At 72.6% G+C, this 24,591-nt stretch carries 25 protein-coding genes and 1 pseudogene; 10 read left to right on the top strand and 16 right to left on the bottom strand.

From position 1 onward, the window contains the following. Nucleotides 1-345, bottom strand: a complete 345-nt coding sequence (locus tag IE225_RS06315; RefSeq protein WP_190056331.1) for an Rv1322 family protein — start codon at nucleotides 343-345, stop codon at nucleotides 1-3. Nucleotides 346-590: 245 nt separating this feature from the next. Between IE225_RS06315 and IE225_RS06310 the strand changes: the two genes are divergently transcribed. After that, nucleotides 591-1,643 (top strand): LLM class flavin-dependent oxidoreductase, encoded by a 1,053-nt coding sequence (locus tag IE225_RS06310; RefSeq protein WP_190056330.1) that lies wholly within the window; start codon nucleotides 591-593, stop codon nucleotides 1,641-1,643. 243 nt (nucleotides 1,644-1,886) lie between these two features. Here IE225_RS06310 and IE225_RS06305 read toward each other — a convergent pair whose 3' ends face one another. After that, entirely contained in the window at nucleotides 1,887-2,279 is a 393-nt protein-coding gene (locus IE225_RS06305; RefSeq protein WP_190056329.1) for an SCO5389 family protein, read from the bottom strand. A 273-nt stretch (nucleotides 2,280-2,552) separates the two neighbouring features. On the opposite strand from IE225_RS06305, the gene nucS reads away from it, so the two are divergent. Further along, nucleotides 2,553-3,230 (top strand): endonuclease NucS, encoded by a 678-nt coding sequence (gene nucS, locus IE225_RS06300; RefSeq protein ID WP_190056328.1) that lies wholly within the window; start codon nucleotides 2,553-2,555, stop codon nucleotides 3,228-3,230. Nucleotides 3,231-3,637: 407 nt separating this feature from the next. On the opposite strand, the gene IE225_RS06295 is transcribed toward nucS, so the two are convergent. Then, entirely contained in the window at nucleotides 3,638-4,129 is a 492-nt protein-coding gene (locus IE225_RS06295) for a MarR family winged helix-turn-helix transcriptional regulator (protein ID WP_190056327.1), read from the bottom strand. A gap of 147 nt (nucleotides 4,130-4,276) precedes the next feature. Between IE225_RS06295 and IE225_RS06290 the strand changes: the two genes are divergently transcribed. The 4 genes from IE225_RS06290 to IE225_RS06275 all read left to right on the top strand — a co-directional run bounded on the left by IE225_RS06290 (nucleotide 4,277) and on the right by IE225_RS06275 (nucleotide 7,341). After that, nucleotides 4,277-5,437, top strand: a complete 1,161-nt coding sequence (locus tag IE225_RS06290; RefSeq protein WP_190056326.1) for a PP2C family protein-serine/threonine phosphatase — start codon at nucleotides 4,277-4,279, stop codon at nucleotides 5,435-5,437. Between the two features lie 142 nt (nucleotides 5,438-5,579). After that, nucleotides 5,580-6,473 (top strand): STAS domain-containing protein, encoded by an 894-nt coding sequence (locus IE225_RS06285; RefSeq protein ID WP_190056325.1) that lies wholly within the window; start codon nucleotides 5,580-5,582, stop codon nucleotides 6,471-6,473. Beyond that, complete coding sequence (locus tag IE225_RS06280) at nucleotides 6,470-6,895, top strand: STAS domain-containing protein (RefSeq protein WP_190056324.1); 426 nt, start codon at nucleotides 6,470-6,472, stop codon at nucleotides 6,893-6,895. The genes IE225_RS06285 and IE225_RS06280 overlap by 4 nt, the downstream gene beginning before the upstream one ends. After that, nucleotides 6,895-7,341 (top strand): ATP-binding protein, encoded by a 447-nt coding sequence (locus IE225_RS06275; protein WP_190056323.1) that lies wholly within the window; start codon nucleotides 6,895-6,897, stop codon nucleotides 7,339-7,341. The genes IE225_RS06280 and IE225_RS06275 overlap by 1 nt, the downstream gene beginning before the upstream one ends. Before the next feature lie 140 nt (nucleotides 7,342-7,481). On the opposite strand, the gene IE225_RS06270 is transcribed toward IE225_RS06275, so the two are convergent. From IE225_RS06270 to IE225_RS06250, 5 genes are all read right to left on the bottom strand, one after another. Next, on the bottom strand, nucleotides 7,482-7,985 hold the full coding sequence (locus tag IE225_RS06270) for a MarR family winged helix-turn-helix transcriptional regulator (protein ID WP_190056322.1): 504 nt from the start codon (nucleotides 7,983-7,985) through the stop codon (nucleotides 7,482-7,484). A gap of 202 nt (nucleotides 7,986-8,187) precedes the next feature. Beyond that, nucleotides 8,188-10,812, bottom strand: a complete 2,625-nt coding sequence (locus IE225_RS06265; RefSeq protein WP_190056321.1) for an ATP-binding protein — start codon at nucleotides 10,810-10,812, stop codon at nucleotides 8,188-8,190. A 260-nt stretch (nucleotides 10,813-11,072) separates the two neighbouring features. Continuing rightward, nucleotides 11,073-11,396 carry an STAS domain-containing protein gene (locus IE225_RS06260; protein WP_190056320.1) on the bottom strand — a complete coding sequence of 108 codons (324 nt, stop codon included), beginning with the start codon at nucleotides 11,394-11,396 and terminating at the stop codon, nucleotides 11,073-11,075. Nucleotides 11,397-11,558: 162 nt separating this feature from the next. Continuing rightward, a complete protein-coding gene (locus tag IE225_RS06255) occupies nucleotides 11,559-12,407 on the bottom strand; it encodes a 3-hydroxyacyl-CoA dehydrogenase family protein (RefSeq protein WP_190056319.1) in 849 nt (282 codons plus the stop codon). A 122-nt stretch (nucleotides 12,408-12,529) separates the two neighbouring features. After that, the gene (locus IE225_RS06250; protein ID WP_190056318.1) at nucleotides 12,530-13,171 is read right to left on the bottom strand and encodes a TetR/AcrR family transcriptional regulator; all 642 of its coding nucleotides are present in this window, start codon (nucleotides 13,169-13,171) and stop codon (nucleotides 12,530-12,532) included. A gap of 163 nt (nucleotides 13,172-13,334) precedes the next feature. Between IE225_RS06250 and IE225_RS06245 the strand changes: the two are divergent. The 4 genes and pseudogenes from IE225_RS06245 to IE225_RS06230 all read left to right on the top strand — a co-directional run. Then, nucleotides 13,335-14,036, top strand: a pseudogene (locus tag IE225_RS06245) (ATP-binding cassette domain-containing protein); the annotation flags it as partial. A gap of 50 nt (nucleotides 14,037-14,086) precedes the next feature. After that, on the top strand, nucleotides 14,087-14,848 hold the full coding sequence (locus IE225_RS06240; protein ID WP_190056316.1) for an ABC transporter permease: 762 nt from the start codon (nucleotides 14,087-14,089) through the stop codon (nucleotides 14,846-14,848). Nucleotides 14,849-14,861: 13 nt separating this feature from the next. Then, a complete protein-coding gene (locus IE225_RS06235) occupies nucleotides 14,862-15,434 on the top strand; it encodes a cob(I)yrinic acid a,c-diamide adenosyltransferase (RefSeq protein WP_190056315.1) in 573 nt (190 codons plus the stop codon). Nucleotides 15,435-15,739: 305 nt separating this feature from the next. After that, entirely contained in the window at nucleotides 15,740-17,605 is a 1,866-nt protein-coding gene (locus IE225_RS06230) for a glycoside hydrolase family 18 chitinase (protein WP_190056314.1), read from the top strand. A 65-nt stretch (nucleotides 17,606-17,670) separates the two neighbouring features. Here the strand turns inward: IE225_RS06230 and IE225_RS06225 are convergent, their stop codons facing one another. The 8 genes from IE225_RS06225 to atpE form a co-directional block, all read right to left on the bottom strand. Continuing rightward, a complete protein-coding gene (locus tag IE225_RS06225; protein ID WP_190056313.1) occupies nucleotides 17,671-18,117 on the bottom strand; it encodes a DUF2550 domain-containing protein in 447 nt (148 codons plus the stop codon). 168 nt (nucleotides 18,118-18,285) lie between these two features. Continuing rightward, the gene (locus tag IE225_RS06220) at nucleotides 18,286-18,660 is read right to left on the bottom strand and encodes a F0F1 ATP synthase subunit epsilon (protein ID WP_190056312.1); all 375 of its coding nucleotides are present in this window, start codon (nucleotides 18,658-18,660) and stop codon (nucleotides 18,286-18,288) included. A gap of 110 nt (nucleotides 18,661-18,770) precedes the next feature. Further along, on the bottom strand, nucleotides 18,771-20,207 hold the full coding sequence (gene atpD / locus IE225_RS06215; RefSeq protein WP_190056311.1) for a F0F1 ATP synthase subunit beta: 1,437 nt from the start codon (nucleotides 20,205-20,207) through the stop codon (nucleotides 18,771-18,773). Continuing rightward, entirely contained in the window at nucleotides 20,208-21,125 is a 918-nt protein-coding gene (locus IE225_RS06210; protein ID WP_190056310.1) for a F0F1 ATP synthase subunit gamma, read from the bottom strand. It lies immediately after the preceding gene. 21 nt (nucleotides 21,126-21,146) lie between these two features. Next, nucleotides 21,147-22,739, bottom strand: a complete 1,593-nt coding sequence (gene atpA / locus IE225_RS06205) for a F0F1 ATP synthase subunit alpha (protein ID WP_190056309.1) — start codon at nucleotides 22,737-22,739, stop codon at nucleotides 21,147-21,149. A 129-nt stretch (nucleotides 22,740-22,868) separates the two neighbouring features. Continuing rightward, entirely contained in the window at nucleotides 22,869-23,690 is an 822-nt protein-coding gene (locus IE225_RS06200) for a F0F1 ATP synthase subunit delta (protein ID WP_190056308.1), read from the bottom strand. After that, a complete protein-coding gene (locus IE225_RS06195; RefSeq protein ID WP_190056307.1) occupies nucleotides 23,687-24,244 on the bottom strand; it encodes a F0F1 ATP synthase subunit B in 558 nt (185 codons plus the stop codon). Before IE225_RS06195 ends, IE225_RS06200 begins: the two co-directional genes overlap by 4 nt. A gap of 42 nt (nucleotides 24,245-24,286) precedes the next feature. Continuing rightward, nucleotides 24,287-24,526 (bottom strand): ATP synthase F0 subunit C, encoded by a 240-nt coding sequence (atpE, locus tag IE225_RS06190; RefSeq protein ID WP_190056306.1) that lies wholly within the window; start codon nucleotides 24,524-24,526, stop codon nucleotides 24,287-24,289. Between the last annotated feature and the right edge of the window lie 65 nt (nucleotides 24,527-24,591).

The raw sequence follows: 24,591 nt of genomic DNA, 5'->3' as shown, positions 1-24,591 counted from the left end.
TCAGAACCTCGGCGCGTTGCGGGACCGCCGCACTCCCGGAGTGCGGCGGTCCCGCGCGTTCCAGCACGCCTTGTGCCAGTGCCGGCGGTCGTCGACGCCGGCGTGCTCGGGCCAGGCCACGACGTGCGGGACCGCGGAGGGGATCAACTGGTCGCAGCCCGGGCAGCGGTAGGTCTTGCCCGCGGCGCTCGCCCCGGCGACATGGCGGACGCTGAACTCCTCGCCCCGCCAGCTCTCCGTCGTCTGCCAGCCGCCGTAGCGGCCGGACCGCTCGTCCTCGGCGCTCCGGCCGGACGAAACGGTCCCCCGGGGACCGCCCTTGGGTCGGTTGCGACGCGGAGACACAGCACACCTCACGGGCCGGTACGGGAAGTTCGGGCGAACTCCAGCCTACGCGGCCGTACCCGGGTACTCATGACTCACCGCCCCGGCGGGCCTCGCGGACCGCCGGCGGCCGGCGGCCGGACAGCCGTGCGGCGCATTCCGCAGACAATCCGCAAATCCCTCCACTCAGGCCGTGTCCTCGGCACGTGTCGGCCGGTTATGCCGGGTGGGGGAGCTCCGTGTCGGAGCCAGGAAGCAGGAATGCGATGCGTGTGGGAAGTTTCGTGTTGGCGGCCCAGTTCCCGGGCCAGGGCCATGGGGAGGCGCTGCACCGCGCGGTCCGCTCGGCCGAGGTCGCCGAGGAGGCCGGGCTCGACACGGTCTGGCTGGCCGAGCACCACTTCGTGCCCTACGGCACGTGCCCGTCGGCGGTCACCCTGGCCGCGCTGCTGCTCGGCCGCACCCGGCGCCTGCGGGTCGGCACGGCCGTCAGCGTGCTGCCCACCGCCCACCCGGTCGCCCTGGGCGAGCAGGCCGCGCTGCTGCACGTGACCAGCGGCGGCCGGTTCTCGCTGGGGGTGGGGCGCGGCGGCCCGTGGGTGGACCTGGAGGTCTTCGGCGCGGGGCTCGAAGCGTACGAGACGGGTTTCCCCGAGTCGCTCGACCTGCTGCTGCGCTGGCTGCGCGAGCCGGTGGTGGGGGCGTCGGGAGAGCGGTTCCGCTTCCGCGAGGTGTCCGTCGTACCGCGCCCGTGCGAGGCGCTGACCGACGCACCCGGACCCGAGGTGGTGGTCGCCTGCACCTCGCCGGCGAGCGTGCGGCTGGCCGCCGAGCGGGGACTGCCGATGCTGCTGGGGATGCACGTCGGCGACGAGGAGAAGGCCGAGATGATCGCCCTGTGGCAGCGGCACGCCCGGGCGGCGGGCCGGCCGGCCGGCGAGATCCGCGGCGCGCCGCACGTCTCGGCCGGGATCTGCCAGATCGCCGACACCCGCGCCGACGCGGTGGAGACGCTGCTGAAGGCGATGCCGGGCTGGCTCAGGCAGGGCCTGGACGCCCACGTCACGGTCGACGGCCGGGCCCGCCGGATGCGCGACCCGGTGGCCTACACCGAACTCCTCTGCGGGCTGCACCCCGTGGGGCCGCCCGGACTGTGCGCCGACCGCCTCGCCGCCACCAGCGAACGCACCGGCATCACCCGCTTCGCCCTCCTCCTCGAGGGCTCGGGCGACCTCGCGGCGACGGAGGAGAACGTGCGGCGCCTGGGCGCCGAGGTCCTGCCCCGGCTGGCGCGCCCCGCCGTGGCGCACGCGGGGTGAGAAGCCGCGGCGCCGAAGGCACGGCGACAAGGACACGGCGGCAAGGGCGCGATGACGAGAACGCGATGACAAGGACGCGTTGACGAAGGGGGGCGGCGGGGCGCCGGCACGGTCGCCCGGTGGACGCCGGCGCCGGCCGGGGTGGTGCCGCCGAGCCCGGGCCGTGCCACCGGGCCCGGGTGCTTGCCGCCCCAGTACCTGATGCACCTCCCGCGAGTGGAGCGGCAAGCGAGCGGTTCCGCGTCAGCAGTCCCGCAGCTCCGGAGACTGGTTCAGCAACTGGCTGCGCACCGAGGTGAAGCGTGCCAGCGGCTCGTCGGCCGAGGCGTCCAGCGGGAACACCGCCACCCGGTGGCAGTTCTGGAACGCCAGTCGCACCCCGAAGTGCCGCTGCAGCGCGCCGCGTATCGCGTCACTGGCGAGTGCGCGCAGCAGCTGGCCGCGCGCCTGCTCGTCCGGCGGGGGCGTCTGGTTGTCGGCGAAGTTGCCACCGTCCACCTTCAGCTGGGCCACCAGGGAGCTGATCATCTCCCATGCGTAGGGCAGGGAGGTCCGGACGCAGTCGACGAAGGCGGCTTCGTCGACCTCGCCTCGCTCGGCCTGTTCGAGTAGGGCCGGTGAGACGTCGAGCGACATGGGTTCTCCTCTCGCACCCCCAACCAGCAGGGGTTGCCGGACAGATAGGGGAGCCCGCGCCACCGGACACGCTGTGTGCACGCGCCGCGACCTCCCGTTCACTACGGTAGGCAGCGGAGGGGGGCGGCACCAGGCAAACGACCGGACAGCGAAGCTGCATCAGGCGCAATCGGCCAATACTGAACAGGAGTTGACCGAGATGTGCGTGTGATCGACGAGACGGCACGGACGCGCTTCGCACCGTGCAGGGCCCGTCGAGTAGCGTTGCGGACCATGCGTCTCGTCATTGCCCGATGCTCCGTCGACTACGCGGGCCGGCTCACCGCCCACCTGCCGGCCGCTCCCCGGCTCGTCCTCGTCAAGGCGGACGGCAGCGTCTCGATCCACGCGGACGACCGGGCGTACAAGCCCCTGAACTGGATGTCGCCGCCCTGCACGCTGAAGGAGGAGCCCGCGGACGGCGACGGGCCGGCCGTGTGGACCGTCACCAACAAGGCGGGCGAGAAGCTCATCATCACGATGGAGGAGATACTCCACGACTCCACGCACGAACTCGGCGTGGACCCCGGCCTGATCAAGGACGGCGTCGAGGCCCACCTGCAGGAACTGCTCGCCGACCGCATCGAGACGCTCGGCGAGGGCTTCACCCTGATCCGCCGCGAGTACCCCACCGCGATCGGCCCGGTCGACATCCTGTGCCGGGACGCCGCCGGGCAGACCGTGGCCGTGGAGATCAAGCGGCGCGGCGAGATCGACGGTGTCGAGCAGCTCACCCGCTACCTGGAGTTGCTCAACCGCGACCCCCGTCTGGCCCCGGTGCGCGGCATCTTCGCCGCCCAGGAGATCAAGCCGCAGGCCCGCGTGCTCGCCACCGACCGCGGCATCGGCTGCCACATCCTGGACTACGACGCGCTGCGCGGCATCGAGGACGACAAGCTGCGCCTGTTCTGACGCTCCGACGCCCCGGCGCTCCGATGTCCTGAAGCTCCGGCGCCCTGACGTTCCGGCACCCGCGCGTCCTGCCCCAACGAGCGGCCCCGGGCCGGCGGTAGGTACCGCCGGCCCGGGGCCGCTCGCCGTTCCCGGCCGCTCACCGCCGCCTGTTTGCTCGCCGCTCCCCGGCCGGCGGCCGTGGAGATCTTGACCACAGGCGTCGCAGGACCGCGGCTTTCACGGGTAACCGGAGAGAAACGGAGGAAACGGAGGCGGACGGACCGCCCCGGCGGCGGACACGGTGAGGAGGAGCGGACAGTTGCCGTTTGACAACCATGAACACGAGGCAAGAAAGTAGCCGTGTCGGACGTGCTCGGGGAAGGAACGGCCATGGTGTCCGGGAACCCGGCGTCGGGACGGTCCGCTCAGGCGGTCCGGCTGCCGGACTCCGACGCCCGCGGTGCGTCGTGTATCTGCGTCGCCGCCGCGTCGCAGAACGCCTCCAGGCCCCGCAGCAGCGCGGTCCGCTGCGCGACCGGCATCCGGTCGAGGACCGCCTGCACCGCCTGCTCCCGGCGGGAGCGCAGGTCGGCGACGAAGGCGCGGCCCCGGCCGCTCAGCCGCAGCCGCACCTCGCGCCGGTCGTGCGGACTCGTCACGCGTTCGACGAAGCCGGCGGCCTGGAGGCGGTCGCACAGCCGGCTGGTCGAGGGCGGGGTGGAGGCGAGCGAGTCGGCGAGGGTGCGCAGGTTGATGCCCTCGTGGTGTTCGAGGATCAGCAGCACCCGCAACTGGGAGGCGGAGGCGGGCGCGGTGGAGGCGCGCCCCCACAGGACTTCCAGCAACTCCGCGGCCCTCGAGGTCACCCGCGCGACCTCGGCCGGCTCTGGACGGGGGCGGAAAGAAGTCACAGTCACACTCTCACAGGCGCCGGGATGACCGTCAGCGTACTAGGCGTGCGGGCCGGCCAGCGGTGACTTGCGCAAGCCGCGCCCCCGAGCACCTGTTTTACCCTCTTCCGTCCGCCTGTGAGCACCCGACGAAGGATTGGTGCATTCATCATCGTGAACAGATTCGCGGCCGCCGAGCGCGCACTGCGCCGGGCGGCACCCCACCGACTGCTCGACGCGGTGCGGCAGGCGCTGCGCGAGCACTACGGCGCCCACGCCGTCGAGCTGTTCCTGGCCGACTACGGCATGACCGTGCTGCAGCCGGTGTCCGGCCCGCCGCACGCGCCGGAGCCGCAGTCGGTGCACAACACCCCGGCCGGCCGGGCCTTCGGCGCCCAGCAGCCGTTCGTGGAGGACGCCCGGAAGGACCCGGTCCGCGTCCACCTGCCCGTCACCGTGCGCGGCGACCGGCTCGGCGTGCTGACGGTGACCCTGCCCGGCGGGGAGCACCTGACGGACCGCCTGCCCGAACTGGCCGAGATCGCCGAGGTGCTGGGGCACGAGGTGATCGTCGCCGAGCGGGACACCGACCTGTACCTGCAGGTGCGGCGCAAGGACCGGCTGACCCTGGCCGCCGAGATGCAGTGGCAGCTGCTGCCCGGCCGCTCCTGCTCCCGCCCCGAGTACGACCTCGGCGCCCAACTGGAGCCCGCGTACGCCATCTTCGGCGACAACTTCGACTGGTCCGGCACGGCCGACCGCCTCCTGCTGTACGTCACCAACGGCATGGGCGAGGGCATCGAGGCCTCTCTGCTGACCAACCTGGCCGTCAACGCGCTGCGCAACGCGCGCCGGGCCGGCCTCTCCCTCGCCGACCAGGCGGCCCTGGCCGACCAGGCGGTCTACGCCCACTACCGCGGCCGCCGCTACCTGTCGGTCCTGATGTTCGACTTCGAACTGGCCACGGGGCGCGCCCGGGTGGTGGATGCCGGATCCCCCCAGCTTCTGCGGCTGCGCGCCGGTACGGTGGAGCGCGTCACATTCGACGCCCAGCTCCCGCTCGGCATGTTCGAGGAGACCGACTACGTGGCGCAGGAGTTCCACGTCGAGCCCGGCGACCGGCTCGTCTTCGTCAGCGACGGGGTCTACGCCGTGGCCTCCCCGGGCGGCGAGGCCTACGGCGACACCGCGCTGACCCGGGCGATACAGGCCACGCGGCTGCTGCCGGCCGCCGAGGTGCCGCGGGCCATCCTGCGGGAGCTGACCGGCCATCGCGGCACGTCCGTTCCGGACGACGACGCCATGGTGGTGTGCCTGGACTGGCGGGGGCGCTGACGCTCCGGCGCGCCGCCGCCCTTGCCTCGATCGTGTGTTGTCCGCGCCACACCGCCGGCGCTAACGTTTGCCATACTGCAACCATTCGGCTGGTTGCCTGCCGCCGGGCGGGCCGCGCGGCCTCGGCGAGGGAGACGAAGCAGTGTCGGAGCACGACGCGGCCCCCGGGGCGGCGGCACAGCAGGTGAGGGCCTTCCTGGAGCGGCGCCGGGAGCAGATCGCCCAGCGCTGGGCCGACGCGCCCCTGTTCCGCACGGTGTTCACCGTCTCGCGGGACGAGGCGGTGGAGGCGTCCAAGGCGGTGGCCGACGCGCTCGCCGCGGTGGCCGCGTCGGGACGCCTGGAGGACATCACCGCCGCCGGGTACGGCACCGTGCGCGAGCAGCTGGGCCGGACGGCCGCCGCCCGGGCCCGCACCGGCTGCTCCCCCGCCCGGATCGCCGACGAGGTCGCGGCCCTGCGCGCACCGGCCGCCGAGCTGCTGCGCGCCGAGTTCCCCGACCCGGCCGCGCCACGGGCCCAGGAATGCCTGCTGGCGCTGGCCCTGCTCATGGGCACGCTGCGCCTGGTGGTGATGGAGACGGCGCTCAGCACCGGCGAGGACCTCATCGAGCGGCAGCGGCAGCAGCTGCTGGAGGCGACCACCCCGGTGATCAAGCTGTGGGACGGCATCATCGCCGTCCCCCTGATCGGCACCCTCGACAGCGCCCGCAGCCAGGTCGTCATGGAGAACCTGCTGGACGCCGTGGTCGCCGAGCGCGCCCGGTACGCCATCCTCGACATCACCGGCGTGCCCACGGTGGACTCGCTCGTCGCCCAGCACCTGATGAAGACGGTCGCCGCGGCCCGCCTGATGGGCGCCGAGTGCGTCGTCTCCGGCATCCGGCCCGCGATCGCGCAAACCATCGTCCACCTCGGCATCGACCTCGGCGCGATCGTCACCCGGGCGCGTCTGTCGGACGCGCTGGTGTACGCGCTGCGGCGGCTGGACGTCGAGATCTCCGGGCCGGTACCGGCCGTCGCGGGCCGGCCGTGAGCGTGCCGTCCCCCGGCTACGCGGCCCCGGTACCGGTCCTGGCACTGGGGGACGTCCTGCTGGTCACGCTGCAGGGCGACCTGCACGACGACACGGCCGAGCGGCTGCGGCAGGACCTCACCCGGCGCATCGCGCGGCACTCCGGCGGCCGGGTCACCGGCGTGGTCATCGACATCTCCGGCGTGGAGGTCGTCGACTCCTACCTCGGCCGGGTCCTGGCCGAGATCGCCGCGAGCGCCCGGCTGCTGGCCGCGCGGACGGTGCTGACCGGCATGCGGCCGGCGGTCGCGATCACCCTGGTCGAGCTGGGCCTGACCCTGCCGGGTCTGCTCACCGCCCTGGACGTCGAGCGCGCCCTGGAGTTGCTGTCGGGCCCGGACCCGGCCGGCGCTCGTGCCCCGGACGCGGAGGGAGGCGGCTGATGCAGACCTCGCCCGGCACCGCCGCCACGATCCTGCCGATCGGCTCGGACGCCGACCTGGCCTGGGCCCGGCACCAGGTACGGCAGGCCGCGGCCGCCCTCGGGTTCGGGCTGGTGCAGCAGACGAAGCTGATCACCGCGGCCAGCGAACTGGCCCGCAACACCCTGGTCCACGGCGGCGGCGGCCACCTGGAGATCACGCCCGTGGCCCACGGGAAGGCGCGGGGCCTGCGGCTGTCCTTCGTGGACACCGGGCCCGGCATCCGCGACCTGGAGCTGGCCATGACCGACGGGTACACCACCGGCGGCGGCCTGGGACTGGGGCTGAGCGGCGCCAGGCGGCTGGTGCACGAGTTCCGCGTCGACACCCGGCCCGGCGGGGGCACCACCGTCACCGTCGTGATGTGGCTGGCCGGCATGCCCGTACCGCGGCCGGGGACGGGGTGAGCCGGGGCCGCCGTCGTCTCCGGTCCCGTCGGGCACTTCGGCGGCGGCGGTCCCACGGCGGGCGCGGCGGCGGTGTGCCTGGCGGGAAGGGCCGCGCGCAGGCGCCGGGGACCTGAGCCGCCGAGACCGCCGGGGCGCGGCTACTCCCCCGCGTCCCCGGCCGGCGGCAGCAGCCCGTTGCGGGCGGTGAGGAAGGCCCTCATGCCGCGGTGGAGGGCGGCGCGTTCGGCGGGTTCCATGGCGGCCAGGGTCGCGGCGAGGGCCTGGGCGCGGCGGTCGGCGACGTCGGCGAGGACCCGCCGGCCGTGGGGGGTGAGGCCGAGCCGCACCTCGCGGCGCCGGTGCGGGTGGGCGCCGCGTTCCAGCAGGCCGGCCGCCTCCAGCCGGTCGCACAGGCGGCTGGCGGTGGGCAGACCTATGTCGAGGCGCTCCGCGAGCCCGGTGAGGTTGAGGCCGGGCGTGGCCTCCAGCACCCGCAGCGCCCGCAGTTGGTGCAGGGACAGCCGCAGCACGGCCTCCTGGGCGGCCAGTGACCACAGCGCCGTCAGACTCTCCACGGCGTCCGCGATCTCCAGCGCGACGGTCTTCGGGCCGTCGCACGCGTCCTTCGCCTGGTCGCCGCCGGGGCCGTCGGGATGGGTCACGGGCACGTCACTTTCGGTGAACTCCGGGCCGGGCTGGTGTCTCGCTCCTGCAGACGCTGTACCCGGACCGTGGACGGGCAAGCGGTGCCGCCGGGCCGCCGCGCCCCGCCGCGCCCGGCCCGTGAGGCCCCGACGCAGCGGGCCGGGTCCGCGAACGGACCCGGCCCCCGGTGTCCCGGCCGGTACGTCGGATCCCGGTACGTCAGATCACCATGCCCGTGCTGTCCGGCGAGCCGGTGCGGCCGCCCGGGGAGACCGTGTCGCCGCCGGCCGGGGCGCTCGCGGAACCGGCGGTGCCGGTGGGGGCGCCGGCCGTGTTCGTCGTGGCGGGCGGCGAGGTGGAGGGCGAGGACGACGAGGAGGAAGACGCCGAGGGGGAGCCGGACGGCTCGGACGGGCTGGACGACGGCTTCGGCGTCTTCGACGGCGTCGACGGCCGCGGGGTGGGCTTCGTCGACGTCGGCGACGCCGGTCCGCTCGGCGTGCCCGGCGTGGCGCTGGGGCTGCCGTGGACGCCGGTGGGCCGGTCGGACGGCGTGCCGGTGGCCTTCGGCGTGGGGTCGTCGGCGGTGCCGTAGGTGCCGTCGGGGCCCGGGTCGGTGGGCCGGCCGGCGGCGGGGGCGCCGGTGTCGGCGGCCTTGTCGGCGCCGAGGCTGTCGTCGCCGGGGTCCTGGCTGGCGGAGGGGTGGACGCCGCCCCGGGTGGCGGGGTCGTCGGCGTCGTTGTGGGAAGTCGCGCCGAGGGTGACGACCGTGCCGAGGACGGCGACGAGGACGGCACCGGCGCCGGCGGCCGCGAGGTTGCGGCGGGCCAGACTGCGCAGGCCGCCCCGGCCCCGGTGGGCCGCCGGTGCCGTCGGCGTGCGAGGGACGGCCGATGCCGTCGGCGTGCGAGGGACGGCCGATGCCGTCGGCGTGCGAGGGACGGCCGATGCCGTCGGTGTGCGGGGGACGGCCGCGGCCGGGGTGGCGGGGGACGGCGTGGGCGGCTGCAGCGCCGGGAAGGCCGCGGGGGTGCCGCGGGACGGTGCGGCGGGCTCCTCCGGGCGGGCGGCGGGGTCCTCGCCGGTGACCGCGGCGAGGCCGGGTGCGCTGCCGGAGCGGTCCGCGACCAGGGCGAGCGCGCGGCGCCCGGCGACGGTGCCGCGGCGGTCGGCGAGCGCGCCGCGCAGGCCGATGGCGGTCTCCAGTTCCGCGCGGGCGCGGTCCAGCCGGCCGCGGCACAGCGCCAGCACGCCGAGTTCGTGGTGGAAGTACGCCTGCTCGGCGACCTCGCCGGAGGCGCGGGCGGCCTCGGCGCCGGCGCGCAACGCCCGCTCCCAGGCGCTCCAGTGCAGGCCGGCGGCGAAGGCGGGGGCCGCGGTGCGGGCCAGGTGCACGGCGGGCGGGCTGTCGGCGCCCTCCTCGGACGGCGTGGTGGCCGGGACGAGGACGTCGAGGGCGGCGAGCAGGGCGTCGGCCTCGGCGCACACCCGTTCCGGGGTGACCGAGGGGTGCCCCGCCCACCAGGCGTAGTGCCGCGCGGCGGTGAGGGCCCGTTCCTCGGCCCCGTCGGCGTATCCGGCGGCCTGAAGCTTCGTCAGGACGCCGGTGGCGAGCCGGTAGCGGGAGCCGACCGGCGTGACCAGTCCGCAGCCCGCGAGCTCGCCGAGGGCGGCGTCGGCGTGGGTGTCGCCGACGAGGGCGGGCAGGTGGGCCTGGTGCGGCACCTCGCCGCCGAGGGCGACGGCGAACCGCAGGGTGGCGCGGGCGGAGGGGCTGAGCCGGGCGGCGAGCAGCGGCGCGGGCGCGGCGGCCTCGCCGAGCGGGGGCAGGGGGTCGTCCCCGGCCGTGTCGGCGTCGGCGGGGACCGCGTCGGCGGGGACGGCGTCGGCGGGGGGCGCGTCCTGGAAGACGCCGAACTCGTCGACGGCCGACGCGTCGGCCCGGCGCCGGTCGCGCTGCCGCAGCAGCGCCCCGGCCTGCACGAACCTCAGGGGCAGGCCCTCGGACTCGAACCACAGGTCGCCGCCCCAGTTGGCCTCCTCCTCGGTGAGGGAGCGGCCGGCGGCGCGCTCCAGGAGGTCCAGGCTCACCGCCCGGTCCAGGCCGGGCAGGACGACCTCCTCCACGTCGGAGCCGGCGGCCGGGGCGGGCACGTCGGGGGTGGCGGTGAGCAGGAAGGCGCACTCGGGGGTGGCCGCCAGCAGCTCGTCGAGGGCGGCGCCGCCGAACTCCAGGTCGTCGACGACCACGACGGCGCCGATCTCGGCGACGTACCGCGCGAGTTCGTCCGCCTCGGGCCGGTGCCGGGGTGCCTGGAAGACGGCGTGGAACAGGTCGTACAGCAGGTCCTCGGCGGTGCGCCGGAAGCCGGAGAGGCGTACGACGCCGTCGGGGGCGAGGTCCTCGCAGTCCTCGGCGACCAGGTGGGCCAGGCGGGTGCGGCCGGAGCCGGCCGGGCCCACCAGGCGGACGGAGCGGCCGCGGGCCAGCAGCCGGACCAGTTGCTCGCGTTGCTCCTGCCGGGCCAGCAGCGGCAGCTCCGGCTGCGCGGGGCCGGGCGGGACGGGGGCCCGGGCGGCGCGTTCGGCCTCGGCGCGCTCGGCCGCCGTGCGCTTCTCGGGGCGTGCCGGCCGCTCCGCGGGCGGGCACACCTCGATCTCACTGCCGTCGACGGGGTTGACGGTGAGCAGGTGGTCTCCGCAGACGAGTCGCACCGTGCGGGCGAGCGCGGGCGCGTGCTGTCCGAAGTCGGATGCGAGGGAGTCCCGGGGCGGACGCCGACGCGACGGGTGGCCGTCGCCGTCGTGGCCGTACTCCTGGGGTCCCGGGTTGTTCGGGTCCATTGGTTCAAGCCCCCCAAAAGCGTCGAGTGCGAAGCCCCTCCCGGCCTTGCCGCACACCGCGCTGTCGCTTCTGGTCCGGGCCCGCTCGAGGGTGGTACTGGCAGCGGACGACCGAACCTTAAACCTTGGCCCAGTATCTCCGACAGGGCGGTGTACCGAACCGTCCGGGACATCACGGTCTTGTGAGGATTGCGTGAGTCGTACGGTTCACGGCCTCGTCGACGGGTTTCCCGGACGCGCCGGGGCACACCCGCCGGGCGTCAGACGCGGGGCAGGGACTCCAGACCGACGCCGCCCTCGATGGCGAGGATGCGGTGCAGCCGGGTGGCCACCAGCAGGCGCTGCAGCTGCGGGGGCACCCCGCGCAGCACCAGGCGCCGGCCGAGGCGGCCGGCCCGCCGGTGGGCCCCCATGATCACGCCGAGTCCGGTGGCGTCCCAGGAGTCGAGTTCGGACAGGTCCAGGACCAGGTCGCCGACTCCGCCGTCGACGGCCGCGTGCAGGACCGTACGGGCGTCCGCCGCGCTGCGGACGTCGAGGCGGCCCCCGACGACCAGCTCGGCGTGGTCGCCCCTGATGTGCATATGCGCTCCCCGTGGTTCGTGAGTGCGGCGGCGTCATGCCCGTGATGGGTGGTGCGGGTGTGCAAGATCTGACTCGATACGGCCCGATAAGGTTGCCGTCTGTAAGCAAACCGATACCGAATTCACCCCGAGGGGTGACACCCCCCGGGGTGCGGGCGACGATCAGTGCTTGTAGAAGCCCTGCCCGCTCTTCCGGCCGATGTCACCGGCGTCAACCATTCGGCGCATCAGCTCCGGCGGGGCGAACTTCTCGTCCTGGGACTCGGTGTAGATGTTGTCGGTCGCGTGCAGCAGGATGTCGACACCCGTCAGGTCGGCGGTGGCCAGCGGGCCCATGGCGTGGCCGAAGCCCAGTTTGCAGGCGAGGTCGATGTCCTCGGCGCTCGCCACGCCCGATTCGTACAGCTTCGTCGCCTCCACGACCAGGGCGCAGATCAGACGGGTCGTCACAAAGCCGGCCACGTCGCGGTTGACGACGATGCAGGTCTTGCCGACGGACTCGGCGAACTGCCGCGCCTTGGCGAGGGTTTCGTCGCTGGTCTTGTAGCCGCGGACCAGTTCGCACAGCTGCATCATCGGCACCGGCGAGAAGAAGTGGGTGCCGACGACGCGTTCCGGGTGCTCGGTCGCCGCCGCGATCTTGGTGATCGGGATGGCGGAGGTGTTGGAGGCGAGCACGGTGTCCTCGCGTACCAGCTTGTCCAGGGTGCGGAAGATCTCGTGCTTGACCTCCAGCTTCTCGAAGACCGCCTCGACGACGATGTCGGCGTCGGCGGCGGCGTCCAGGTCGGTGGTCGCGGTGATGCGGGCCAGGGCGGCATCCGCGTCGTGCGCCTCCAGTTTGCCCTTGCTGACGAACTTGTCGTACGAGGCCCTGATGGCGTCGGTGCCGCGCCTGAGGGCCTCGTCGGTGACGTCGCGCAGGACGACGTCCCAGCCCGCCTGGGCGGACACCTGGGCGATGCCGGATCCCATCAGACCGGCCCCGATGACGGCGAGCTTCCCTGCCACTCCCACTCCCTCACACATGGTGTTCGGTTCCTCTCGGGCGGACACTAGCGCCCGTGAGAGGCGGTGTGACGGGTTAGTAACGCGCGTCACGTCTCAGATGACGGACATCACACCGGGAAGGGTCACCGCGCGCCCCGGACGGCGTAGGTGAGCACCCTCTCGCCCAGCAGCTCCTCGATGTCGTCCAGCAGCTCCAGCGCCTCGCGCGACACCTGTTCCGGGGTGCCGCCCTCCAGCATCCGGCGGCCGATGCGGCCGACGACGGTCTGGTGGATCCAGGCGAGCTGCCCGGCGACCAGCTCCGGCAGCGGGTCGCCGTCGGCGGCGCCGGTCTCCTCGCGCAGGGTGGCCTCCAGGTCCGCGCGGATCTCCTCCTGCAGGGCACACAGGCGGGAGCGCAGGGTGGGTGCCGCGTGCACGACGCGCATGAAGGCGCCGTAGCCCGGCAGCAGCCCGACCCGGGGCGAGACGGCCTCCACCTCCTCGCGCAGCTCGCGCAGCACCGCGCCGGCGGCCGACTCGCCGGGGCCGCGGCCGCGCACCCACCGCGAGAGCCGGTCGCGCAGCCCGGCGGCGCGGTCGAGGAAGAGGTCCTCCTTGGCCGGGAAGTAGTTGTAGACGGTGTTCACCGAGACGTTCGCGGCCTCCGCGACCTCGGCGACGGTGACGGCGTCGAAGCCGCGCTCGACGAACAGGGCCGTGGCGACGTCGGAGATGTACTGCCTGGTCTGCCGCTTCTTCCGCTCCCGGAGCCCCTCAGTCATGCCCGCATCCTAACCGCCTGACTGGGTCCGCTGAAATTTTGGGGTCGTTGCAATTTTTCAGCGTCTCTGTTTTTCTGGGGGCATGACCATCATCAGTACGGCCGGTCTGGCCCGTACCTTCCACACCCAGCACGGCCCGGTCGAGGCCGTGCGCGGCATCGACCTGACCGTCCGCCCCGGCGAGATCCTCGGCCTCCTCGGCCCGAACGGCGCCGGCAAGACCACGACCCTGCGGATGCTGACCACCCTGCTGCGGCCCACCGGGGGCGCCGCCACCGTCGCCGGCTGCGACCTGCTCGCCGACCCGGTCGGCGTGCGGCGGGCCTGCGGCTACGTCGCCCAGTCCGGCGGGACCGACCCGCAGGTCACCGCGCGGGAGGAGCTGGTCACCCAGGGACGCCTGTACGGCCTGACGAAGGCTCAGGCGGTCGAGCGGGCCGAGGAGTTGGCACGGGAGATGGACCTGGTGGAGCTGCTCGACCGCAGGACGGCCGCGCTCTCCGGCGGGCAGCGGCGCCGCCTGGACATCGCGATGGCCCTCACCCACCGTCCGAAGGTGCTGTTCCTCGACGAGCCGACCACCGGACTCGACCCCGGCAGCCGCGCCGGCCTGTGGGACCTGGTGCGCCGGCTGCGCGACGAGCACGGCACGACCGTCTTCCTGACCACCCACTACCTGGACGAGGCCGACGCCCTCGCCGACCGCCTGGTGATCGTCGACGGGGGCACGGTGGCGGCCGAGGGCACGCCGGGCGCGCTGAAGCGCACCTACGGCGGTTCGCCCGACGCCTCGCTGCAGGACGCGTTCCTCGCGATCACCGGCCGCGGCCCGGCCCCCGCGGACACCGCCCCCGTCGCCGTCTAGACCGGCCGAGGACTTCCATGCCACTGCCGCCGGACCAGCCGAGGACTCTCATGCCACTGCCGCCCCTGCTCCACGACACCGCCCTCATCTACGGCCGCTACCTGCGCCAGTCCCTGCGCTCCCGCTTCGCCCTGCTGTTCGGCCTGCTGATGCCGCTGCTGTACCTGCTGTTCTTCGGTCCGCTCCTGACCCACCTGCCGCTCGGCGCGCGGGGCAGCTCCTGGCAGGTGCTGGTTCCCGGGCTGCTGCTGCAACTCGCCCTCTTCGGCGCCTCGTTCGCGGGGTTCACGATCATCGTCGAGAAGAGTCAGGGGGTGGTGGAGCGGCTACGGGTCACCCCGGCCGGCCGCCTCGCCCTGCTGCTCGGCCGGGTCCTGCGGGACGCCACCGTGCTGCTCTTCCAGGCCGTGCTGCTGGTCCTGGCGGCGGTCGCGATGGGCCTGCGCGCGCCGCTGCCCGGCATCCTCATCGGCTTCGCCTTCGTCACCCTGCTGGCCGTCTCCCTGGCCTCGCTCTCCTACGCCCTGGCGATGCGGGTGGACACGCCGCAGCAGTTCGCCCCGGTGATCAACGCGCTCACCATGCCGTCCATGCTGCTGTCCGGACTGCTCGTCCCGATGACGCTCGCCCCGGCCTGGCTGGACGCGCTCTCCCGCCTGGTGCCGCTGCGCTATCTGGTGGACGCGGTCCGCGACGCCTACGTCGGCTCGTACGCCACCGCCCACGTGCTGTACGGCGCGCTGGTGGCCGTCGCCCTCGCCGCGCTGTCCGTGACGGTGGGCACACGCGTGTTCCGGACGGCCGGAGCGTAACTACGCTGGCCGCATGGTCAATCTGACGCGCATCTACACCAGGACCGGCGACCAGGGCACCACCAGCCTCGGTGACATGAGCCGGGTCCCCAAGACCGACCTGCGCATCGCCGCGTACGCCGACGCCAACGAGGCCAACGCGGTGATCGGGACCGCGCTCGCCCTGGGCGGCCTGGACGAGGAGATCGTCGAGGTCCTCACCCGCGTGCAGAACGACCTGTTCGACGTGGGTGCGGACCTGTCCACACCGGTGGTGGAGAACCCGAAGTTCCCGCCGCTGCGGGTCGAGCAGTTCTACATCGACCGCCTGGAGGCGGACTGTGACCGCTTCAACGAGCGCCTGGAGAAGCTGCGCTCCTTCATCCTGCCGGGCGGCACCCCCGGCGCGGCCCTGCTGCACCAGGCCTGCACGGTGGTGCGGCGGGCCGAGCGCTCGACCTGGGCGGCCCTGGAGGTCCACGGCGAGACCATGAACCCTCTCACGGCCACCTACCTCAACCGGCTGTCGGACCTGCTGTTCATCCTGGCGCGCACGGCGAACAAGGACGTGGGGGACGTGCTGTGGGTGCCGGGCGGGGAGCGGTAGGCCGGCGCCGGGGAGCGGCGGGGAGCGGCAGGCCCGCGGTGGGAGGAGGCGGGCCCGGGACGGAGAGCGGCAGGCCCGCGACGGGAAACGGCGGGCGTCCGGCGGGGCGGGCGGGACCGGCGGCGCATCATGCGGCGTGACCCAAACCGCTTCTTCCGCAGGGAAGTTGGGGATCCCATCGCATCTTTCGGGGCACTGGTCCAGACCTATTGACCGATGGTCCAGACCTTTCTATTCTCGCCGCACCGCACTGCGGTTTAGTCATGCCCCCGACAAAATCCCCACGAGCATCCAGGAGGCGCGCCATGCGCTTCAGACACCGGGCAGCGGCCGCACTGGCGACGCTGGCCCTCCCCCTCGCCGGGCTGACCGGCCTGGCGGGCCCCGCCCGGGCCGCCGCCACCACCGCCACCGCCGCCACCGCCACCGCCACCGCCACCGCCACCGCCACCTACGCCAAGACCCAGGACTGGGGCACCGGCTTCGAAGGCAAGTGGACGATCAAGAACACCGGCACCACGGCCATCAGCTCCTGGACCGTGGAGTGGGACTTCCCCTCCGGCACCTCCGTCACCAGCGCCTGGGACGCGGACGTGACGTCCTCCGGCACCCACTGGACGGCGAAGAACAAGTCCTACAACGGCAGCCTCGCCCCCGGCGCCTCCGTCTCCTTCGGCTTCAACGGCTCCGGCTCCGGCGCCCCCGCCCACTGCACCCTCAACGGCGGCAGCTGCGACGGCGATGTCACCGTCCCCGGCGACAACCCGCCCTCCGCGCCCGGCACCCCCACCGCCTCCTCCGTCACCGACACCTCGGTCAAGCTGACCTGGTCGGCGGCGACCGACGACCAGGGCGTCAAGAACTACGACGTGCTGCGCGACGGCACCAAGGTCGCCACCGTCACCACCACCTCGTACACCGACACCGGCCTGACCGCCGGCACCGACTACTCCTACACGGTGCAGGCCCGCGACACCGCCGACCAGACCGGCCCGGCCAGCGGCGCCGTCAAGGTCCGCACCACCGGCGGCGGCAGCACCGACCCGAACCCCTCCCCCGGCGGCAAGGTCAAGCTCGGCTACTTCACCGAGTGGGGCATCTACGGCCGCAACTACAACGTCAAGAACCTGGTGACGTCCGGCTCGGCGGCGAAGATCACGCACATCAACTACGCCTTCGGCAACGTCACCGGCGGCAAGTGCGCGATCGGCGACTCCTACGCCGACTACGACAAGGCGTTCACCGCCGACCAGTCCGTCAGCGGGGTCGCCGACACCTGGGACCAGCCGCTGCGCGGCAACTTCAACCAGCTGCGCGAGCTGAAGGCCAAGTACCCGAACCTGAAGGTGCTGTGGTCCTTCGGCGGCTGGACCTGGTCCGGCGGCTTCGCGGACGCGGCCAGGAACCCGGCGGCCTTCGCGCAGTCCTGCTACGACCTGGTCGAGGACCCGCGCTGGGCCGACGTCTTCGACGGCATCGACATCGACTGGGAGTACCCGAACGCCTGCGGGCTGAGCTGCGACACCAGCGGGGCGGCCGCCTTCAGGAACGTGATGGCCGCGCTGCGCGCCAAGTTCGGCTCCTCCGCCCTGGTCACCGCGGCCGTCACGGCCGACGGCTCCTCGGGCGGGAAGATCGAGGCCGCGGACTACGCGGGCGCCGCGCAGTACGTCGACTGGTACAACGTGATGTCGTACGACTTCTTCGGCGCCTGGGACGCCCAGGGCCCGACCGCCCCGCACTCGCCGCTCACCTCCTACAGCGGCATCCCGAAGGCCGGGTTCACCACGGCCGACGCGATGGCCAAGTTCAAGGCGATCGGCGTGCCCGCGCGCAAGCTGCTCATCGGCATCGGCTTCTACGGCCGCGGCTGGACCGGCGTCACCCAGGACGCCCCCGGCGGCACCGCCACCGGCCCGGCGGCCGGCACCTACGAGCAGGGCATCGAGGACTACAAGGTTCTGAAGAACTCCTGTCCGGTCACCGGCACCGTCGCCGGCACCGCCTACGCCCACTGCGGCGGCAACTGGTGGTCGTACGACACCCCGTCGACGATCGCCGGGAAGATGGCCTGGGCGAAGAATCAGGGCCTGGGCGGCGCTTTCTTCTGGGAGTTCAGCGGCGACACCGCCGACGGCGAGCTGGTCGGCGCCATCAACAGCAACCTCTGAGCCGGCCGCGGCCCGGCGAAGACACCTCTGCCCCCGGACGGGCCGTCCGGGGGCAGAGACGCGTGTCAGGCCACGTTCACCCGCTGGCCGGGCGGAGCCGCCTCCAGCCAGGCGAGGAAACCGGTCAGCGCGTCCTCGCTCATCGCGAGTTCCACCCGGCTGCCCTGGTGCAGGCAGGCCAGGATCACCGAGTCCGACAGCAGCGCCAGCTCCTCCTCGCCCTCGGGCAGGCGGCGGCCGGCCACCTCGATCGACGCGCGCTCCAGGACGCGGCGCGGACGCGGGGCGTAGGAGAAGACGCGGAACCACTCGACGCGGTCGCCGTTGTAGCGGGCCACGCCGTAGCTCCAGCCCTTGCCGCCGGCGTCGCCCGTCTCGGGGGCGTCCCAGCGCAGGGAGCAGTCGAAGGTGCCGCCGGAACGCTGGATCAGCCTGCGGCGCAGCCCGAAGATGAACAGCCCCACCACCACGAGTGCGACCAGCACGCCGCACACGGTCAGAGCGAGGACCATCGGCACCGACCTCCTCGACTCCTCGGTAAGGGGACTGTGAGAACACCCGTAGCCGCCTCAGCCGCGGCGGGAACCGGCTCGTGCCGGTTCCCGCCGCGGCTGAGTGACGTCATGACACGGCGCTCCCCCAGAGCTTAAGGCCTGGGGACGCTCCCATGGTCAGCGTGGTCAGCGCGCCGCCGCCGCCCGCAGGCGGACGTCCGCGCGCCGCTCGGCGTCCGTGTCGGCCTCCGCCTTCGCGCGCGCCAGCTCCTGCTCCGTACGCTGGACGTCGATCTCGTCGGCGAGCTCGGCGACCTCGGCCAGCAGCGACAGCTTGTCGTCCGCGAACGAGATGAAACCGCCGTGCACCGCGGCGACGACCGTGCCACCGTCACTCGTACGGATGGTCACCGGGCCCGACTCCAGCACACCGAGCAGCGGCTGGTGACCGGGCATGACGCCGATGTCGCCGGACGTGGTGCGCGCGACGACCAGAGTGGCCTCGCCGGACCAGACCTGGCGGTCGGCGGCGACCAGCTCGACGTGCAGCTCAGCAGCCAAGGGTGGCTCCTCGGGTCACCACCCGGCGGGGGTGCCGGGTGTGGGGTCAATTCTACGGGGCGTGGCAGAGGGGGCGGGACGGCCCCGCCCCCTCCACAAGAGCGCGAGGCTCAGGAGACGCCCAGCTCCTTCGCGTTCTTCTTCAGGTCCTCGAGACCGCCGCACATGAAGAACGCCTGCTCCGGGAAGTGGTCGAACTCGCCGTCGCAGATGGCGTTGAACGCCGCGATCGACTCGTCCAGCGGCACGTCCGAGCCGTCCACACCGGTGAACTGCTTGGCGACGTGGGTGTTCTGGGACAGGAAGCGCTCCACGCGGCGGGCGCGGTGCACGGTGATCTTGTCCTCTTCGCTGAGCTCGTCGATACCGAGGATCGCGATGATGTCCTGGAGGTCCTTGTACTTCTGCAGGATCCCCTTGACGCGCATGGCGCAGTCGTAGTGGTCCTGCGAGATGTAGCGCGGGTCCAGGATCCGGGACGTGGAGTCCAGCGGGTCCACGGCCGGGTAGATGCCCTTCTCCGAGATCGGACGGGAGAGCACCGTCGTCGCGTCGAGGTGGGCGAAGGTGGTGGCCGGCGCCGGGTCGGTCAGGTCGTCCGCGGGGACGTAGATCGCCTGCATCGAGGTGATCGAGTGACCGCGGGTGGAGGTGATGCGCTCCTGCAGGATGCCCATCTCGTCGGCCAGGTTCGGCTGGTAGCCCACCGCGGAGGGCATGCGGCCGAGCAGGGTGGAGACCTCGGAACCGGCCTGGGTGAAGCGGAAGATGTTGTCGATGAAGAACAGCACGTCCTGCTTCTGGACGTCGCGGAAGTACTCCGCCATCGTCAGGCCCGCCAGGGCCACGCGCAGACGGGTGCCCGGCGGCTCGTCCATCTGACCGAAGACCAGCGCGGTCTTGTCGATGACGCCGGACTCGGTCATCTCCTGGATGAGGTCGTTGCCCTCACGGGTGCGCTCGCCCACACCGGCGAACACCGACACACCGTCGTGGTTGTTGGCGACACGGTAGATCATCTCCTGGATGAGCACCGTCTTGCCGACGCCGGCGCCGCCGAACAGACCGATCTTGCCGCCTCGCACGTACGGGGTCAGCAGGTCGATGACCTTGATGCCGGTCTCGAACATCTCGGTCTTCGACTCGAGCTGGTCGAAGTTGGGGGCCTTGCGGTGGATCGGCCAGCGCTCGCCGTCGTAGGACTCGTCGACGTTGAGCACCTCACCGATGGTGTTGAACACCTTGCCCTTGGTGAAGTCGCCGACCGGCACCGAGATCGGCGCGCCCGTGTCGGTCACCGGGGCCTGGCGGACCAGGCCGTCGGTGGGCTGCATCGAGATCGCGCGGACCAGGCCGTCGCCCAGGTGCTGGGCGACCTCCAGGGTCAGCGTCTTCTTCTCGCCCGCCTTGGCCGGGTCGGCGACCTCGACGTGCAGGGCGTTGTAGATCTCCGGGATCGCGTCGACGGGGAACTCCACGTCGACGACCGGGCCGATGACCCGGGCGACGCGGCCCGTAGCCGTCGCGGTCTCAACAGTGGTGGTCATTTATCGGTCACTCCCCGCGGTCGCGTCGGCCAGGGCGCTCGCGCCACCGACGATCTCGCTGATTTCCTGGGTGATGTCGGCCTGACGGGCCTGGTTGGCAAGCCGGGTGAGGGTCTCGATGAGCTCACCGGCGTTGTCGGTGGCCGACTTCATCGCGCGCCGCGTGGCGGCGTGCTTCGAAGCGGCCGACTGGAGCAGCGCGTTGTAGACGCGGCTCTCCACGTAGCGCGGCAGCAGGGCGTCGAGGACGTCCTCCGCCGACGGCTCGAAGTCGTACAGCGGGAGGAGCTCGCCCTTGGGGCGGGCCTCCTGCGCGACCTCGTCCACCCGCAGCGGCAGCAGGCGCGCGTCCAGCGCCGTCTGCGTCATCATCGACACGAACTCCGTGTAGACGATGTGCAGCTCGTCGACGCCGCCGTCCGCCGTCTCCTTGCGGATCGCCTCGATCAGCGGCGCCGCGACCTTCTTGGCGTCCGCGTACGTCGGGTCGTCGGTGAAGCCGGTGAAGGACGCCGCGATCTTCCGTTCACGGAAGTTGTAGTGCGCCACGCCGCGCCGGCCGACGATGTACGTCTCGACCTGCTTGCCCTCCCGCTCCAGCCGCTCGGTGAGCTGCTCGGCCGCCTTGATGGCGTTGGAGTTGAAGGCGCCGGCCAGGCCGCGGTCGCTGGTCAGCAGCAGGACCGCGGCACGGCTCGGGTTCTCCGCCTCCGTCGTCAGCGGGTGCTTGGTGTTCGATCCCGTGGCCACCGCCGCGACCGCGCGGGTGAGCTCGGTCGCGTACGGCGTGGACGCCGCCACCTTGCGCTGCGCCTTGACGACGCGCGAGGCGGCGATCATCTCCATCGCCTTGGTGATCTTCTTGGTCGCGGTGACGGATCGGATGCGACGCTTGTAGACCCGGAGCTGGGCTCCCATGAGTCAGGTCCCTTCCTTACGTCACTTCGCCGCGGCGGCCGGGGTGTCCTCGCCGAGCAGCTTGCCGTCGGAGGTCTCGAACTGCTTCTTGAACTCGGCGATCGCGTCGGCGACGGCCTGGAGGGTGTCGTCCGACATCTTGCCGCCCTCCCGGATGGAGGTCATCAGACCCTGCTCCTTGCGGTGCAGGTAGTCGAGCAGCTCGCGCTCGAAGCGGCGGATGTCGGCGACCGGCACGTCGTCCATCTTGCCGGTGGTGCCGGCCCAGATGGAGACGACCTGGTCCTCGGTGGCCATCGGCTGGTACTGCTCCTGCTTCAGCAGCTCGACCATGCGCTGGCCGCGCTCGAGCTGCGCCTTGGAGGCCGCGTCCAGGTCGGAGCCGAAGGCGGCGAACGCCTCCAGCTCACGGAACTGGGCGAGGTCCACGCGCAGACGGCCGGAGACCTGCTTCATCGCCTTGTGCTGGGCGGAGCCACCGACGCGGGAGACGGAGATACCGACGTTCAGGGCCGGGCGCTGACCGGCGTTGAACAGGTCGGACTCCAGGAAGCACTGGCCGTCGGTGATGGAGATGACGTTGGTCGGGATGAACGCCGAGACGTCGTTGGCCTTGGTCTCGACGATCGGCAGACCGGTCATCGACCCGGCACCCATGTCGTCGGAGAGCTTCGCGCAGCGCTCCAGCAGACGGGAGTGCAGGTAGAAGACGTCGCCCGGGTAGGCCTCGCGGCCCGGCGGACGGCGCAGCAGCAGGGAGACGGCACGGTAGGCGTCGGCCTGCTTCGACAGGTCGTCGAAGACGATCAGGACGTGCTTGCCCTGGTACATCCAGTGCTGGCCGATGGCGGAGCCGGTGTAGGGCGCCAGGTACTTGAAGCCGGCCGGGTCGGACGCCGGGGCGGCGACGATCGTCGTGTACTCCAGCGCGCCGTTCTCCTCCAGCGCGCGGCGCACGCCGGCGATGGTGGAGCCCTTCTGGCCGATGGCGACGTAGATGCAGCGGACCTGCTTCTTCGGGTCGCCGGTGCGCCAGTTGTCGCGCTGGTTGATGATCGTGTCGACGGCCAGGGCGGTCTTGCCGGTCTGGCGGTCGCCGATGATCAGCTGGCGCTGGCCGCGGCCGATCGGCGTCATGGCGTCGACCGCCTTGTAGCCGGTCTCCATCGGCTCGTGCACCGACTTGCGCTGCATGACCGTGGGGGCCTGCAGCTCGAGGGCGCGGCGGCCGTCGGTCTCGATCTCGCCGAGGCCGTCGATCGGGTTGCCGAGCGGGTCGACGACACGGCCGAGGTAGCCCTCGCCGACCGGCACCGACAGGACCTCGCCGGTCCGGGTGACCGGCTGCCCCTCCTCGATGCCGCTGAACTCGCCGAGGACGATGGCACCGATCTCCCGCTCCTCGAGGTTGAGGGCGAGGCCGAGGGTGCCGTCCTCGAACTTCAGCAGTTCGTTGGCCATGGTCGAGGGCAGGCCCTCGACCCTCGCGATACCGTCACCGGCGAAGGTGACGGTGCCGACCTCCTCGCGCGAGGCCGCGTCCGGCTTGTACGACTGGACGAAGTTCTCCAGCGCGTCCCGGATCTCCTCCGGCCGGATCGTGAGCTCCGCCATCTGGGTTCCCTGCTCTCCTTGTTGGGCCCGAAGTTTCTTGGGGGTCCGGTGGTGCGGCCCACCCGAAAAACTCTGCATCCTGCACGGCCCAACCAGGGCCGTCATCAGTACGTACGTGTTGAGTTGCTGCTAGCTCGCCATGCGGCGGGCGGCCTCGTCGAGCCGGTCCGCGAGGGAGCCGTTGATGACCTCGTCACCGACCTGCACCCGCACCCCGCCGACGACCGTGGGGTCCACGTCGAGGTTCAGGTGCATGGGGCGCCCGTAGAGCTTCGCCAGGGCGGCGCCCAGACGCTGCTTCTGCCGGTCGCTCAGCGGGACCGCCGAGGTGACCACGGCGACCATCCGGTGGCGCCGCTCGGCGGCCAGCTTGGACAGGGACTCGAGTCCCGCTTCCAGGCTACGTCCCCGCGGCGCGGTCACAAGGCGCGTGACCAGACGCTCCGTGGCCGGCTTGGCGCGGCCGCCGAGCAGCCGGTGCAGCAGCTCGGCCTTGGCCTCGGTGCTCGCGGCCCGGTCGGTCAGCGCGGCGCGCAGCTCGGTGGAGGAGGAGACGATCCGGGAGAACCGGAACAGCTCGTCCTCGACGTCGTCGAGCGTGCCGTCCCGCTGCGCCGCCGTCAGGTCGGCGAGGTCGGCCAGCTGCTCCAGCGCGTCGACCAGGTCGCGCGGCTGCGACCAGCGGGAGCGCACCATGCCGGACACCAGGTCGGCGGCCGGGCCGCCGATCTGCGTGCCGAGCAGGCGCTGCACCAGCTCGGCCTTGCGCTCTCCGGGCTGCGCCGGGTCGGTGAGGACCCGGCGCAGGCCGGCCTCGCGGTGCAGCAGCGCGGTGACGGCGGCCAGCTCGCCGGCGAGCCGGGCGGCGTCGACGGACGTGGCGTCCGTCAGCGCGTCCAGGCGCTCACGGGCGGCCGCCAGGGCCTCGCGGCTGGCTCCGTGCGCGGTCATCGGGCCGCCTCGGCCTGCGTCGCCTTCTCCTCGAGCTCGTCGAGGAAGCGGTCGATGACGCGGCTCTGCCGGGCGTGGTCCTCGAGGGACTCACCGACGAGCTTGCTCGCCAGCTCGGTGGCGAGCCGGCCGACGTCCTGGCGGAGCGCGGACGCGGCGGCCTTGCGGTCGGCCTCGATCTGGGCGTGGCCGGCGGCGATGATCTCCTCGCGCTGCCGCTGGCCCTCGGCCCGCATCTCGGCGATGAGGGCGGCACCCTGCTCCTGCGCCTCCTGGCGCAGACGCGCGGCCTCGTGCCGGGCCTCGGCGAGCTGGGCCTTGTACTGCTCAAGGACGCTCTGGGCCTCGACCTTCATGGCCTCGGCCTCTTCGATACCGCCTTCGATCGCCGCGCGGCGCTCCTCCAGAACCTTGTTGATGTTCGGAAGCAGCTTCTTCCAGAAGAAGAAGAACACGATGGCGAAGGCGATGGTGCCGACGAGCAGCTCGGGACCGGGCGGGATGAGCGGGTTCTGCTCCTCCTCGGCCGCCAGCTGTACCAGGTTGGCGATCACATCAGTGCCTTTCGTCGATTCGTGTGGGCAAGTAGGAAGGGATTACTTGCCGAACACGAACGGCATAACGATGCCGATGAGGGCGAGCGCCTCACAGAAGGCGAAGCCCAGGATCTGGTTGGCGCGGATCAGGCCGGCCGCTTCGGGCTGGCGGGCCAGGGCCTGGGTGCCGTTGCCGAAGATGATGCCGATACCGATGCCGGGGCCGATGGCCGCGAGGCCGTAGCCGATGGAACCGAGGGAACCGGAGACGCCGGCAGCGAGGTCGATGGCAGCGGACATGCCGTTTCTTCCTTCTCTTTTACGGACCGGTGGGGGTTGGCCACCGGACGACTTGCGGGTGGGAG

The organism is Streptomyces echinoruber, assembly GCF_014651135.1.
Classification (GTDB): Bacteria; Actinomycetota; Actinomycetes; order Streptomycetales; family Streptomycetaceae; genus Streptomyces; species Streptomyces echinoruber.
Note: the sequence above shows the minus strand (reverse complement) of the source record. Positions and strands in the feature narration are given on the sequence as shown.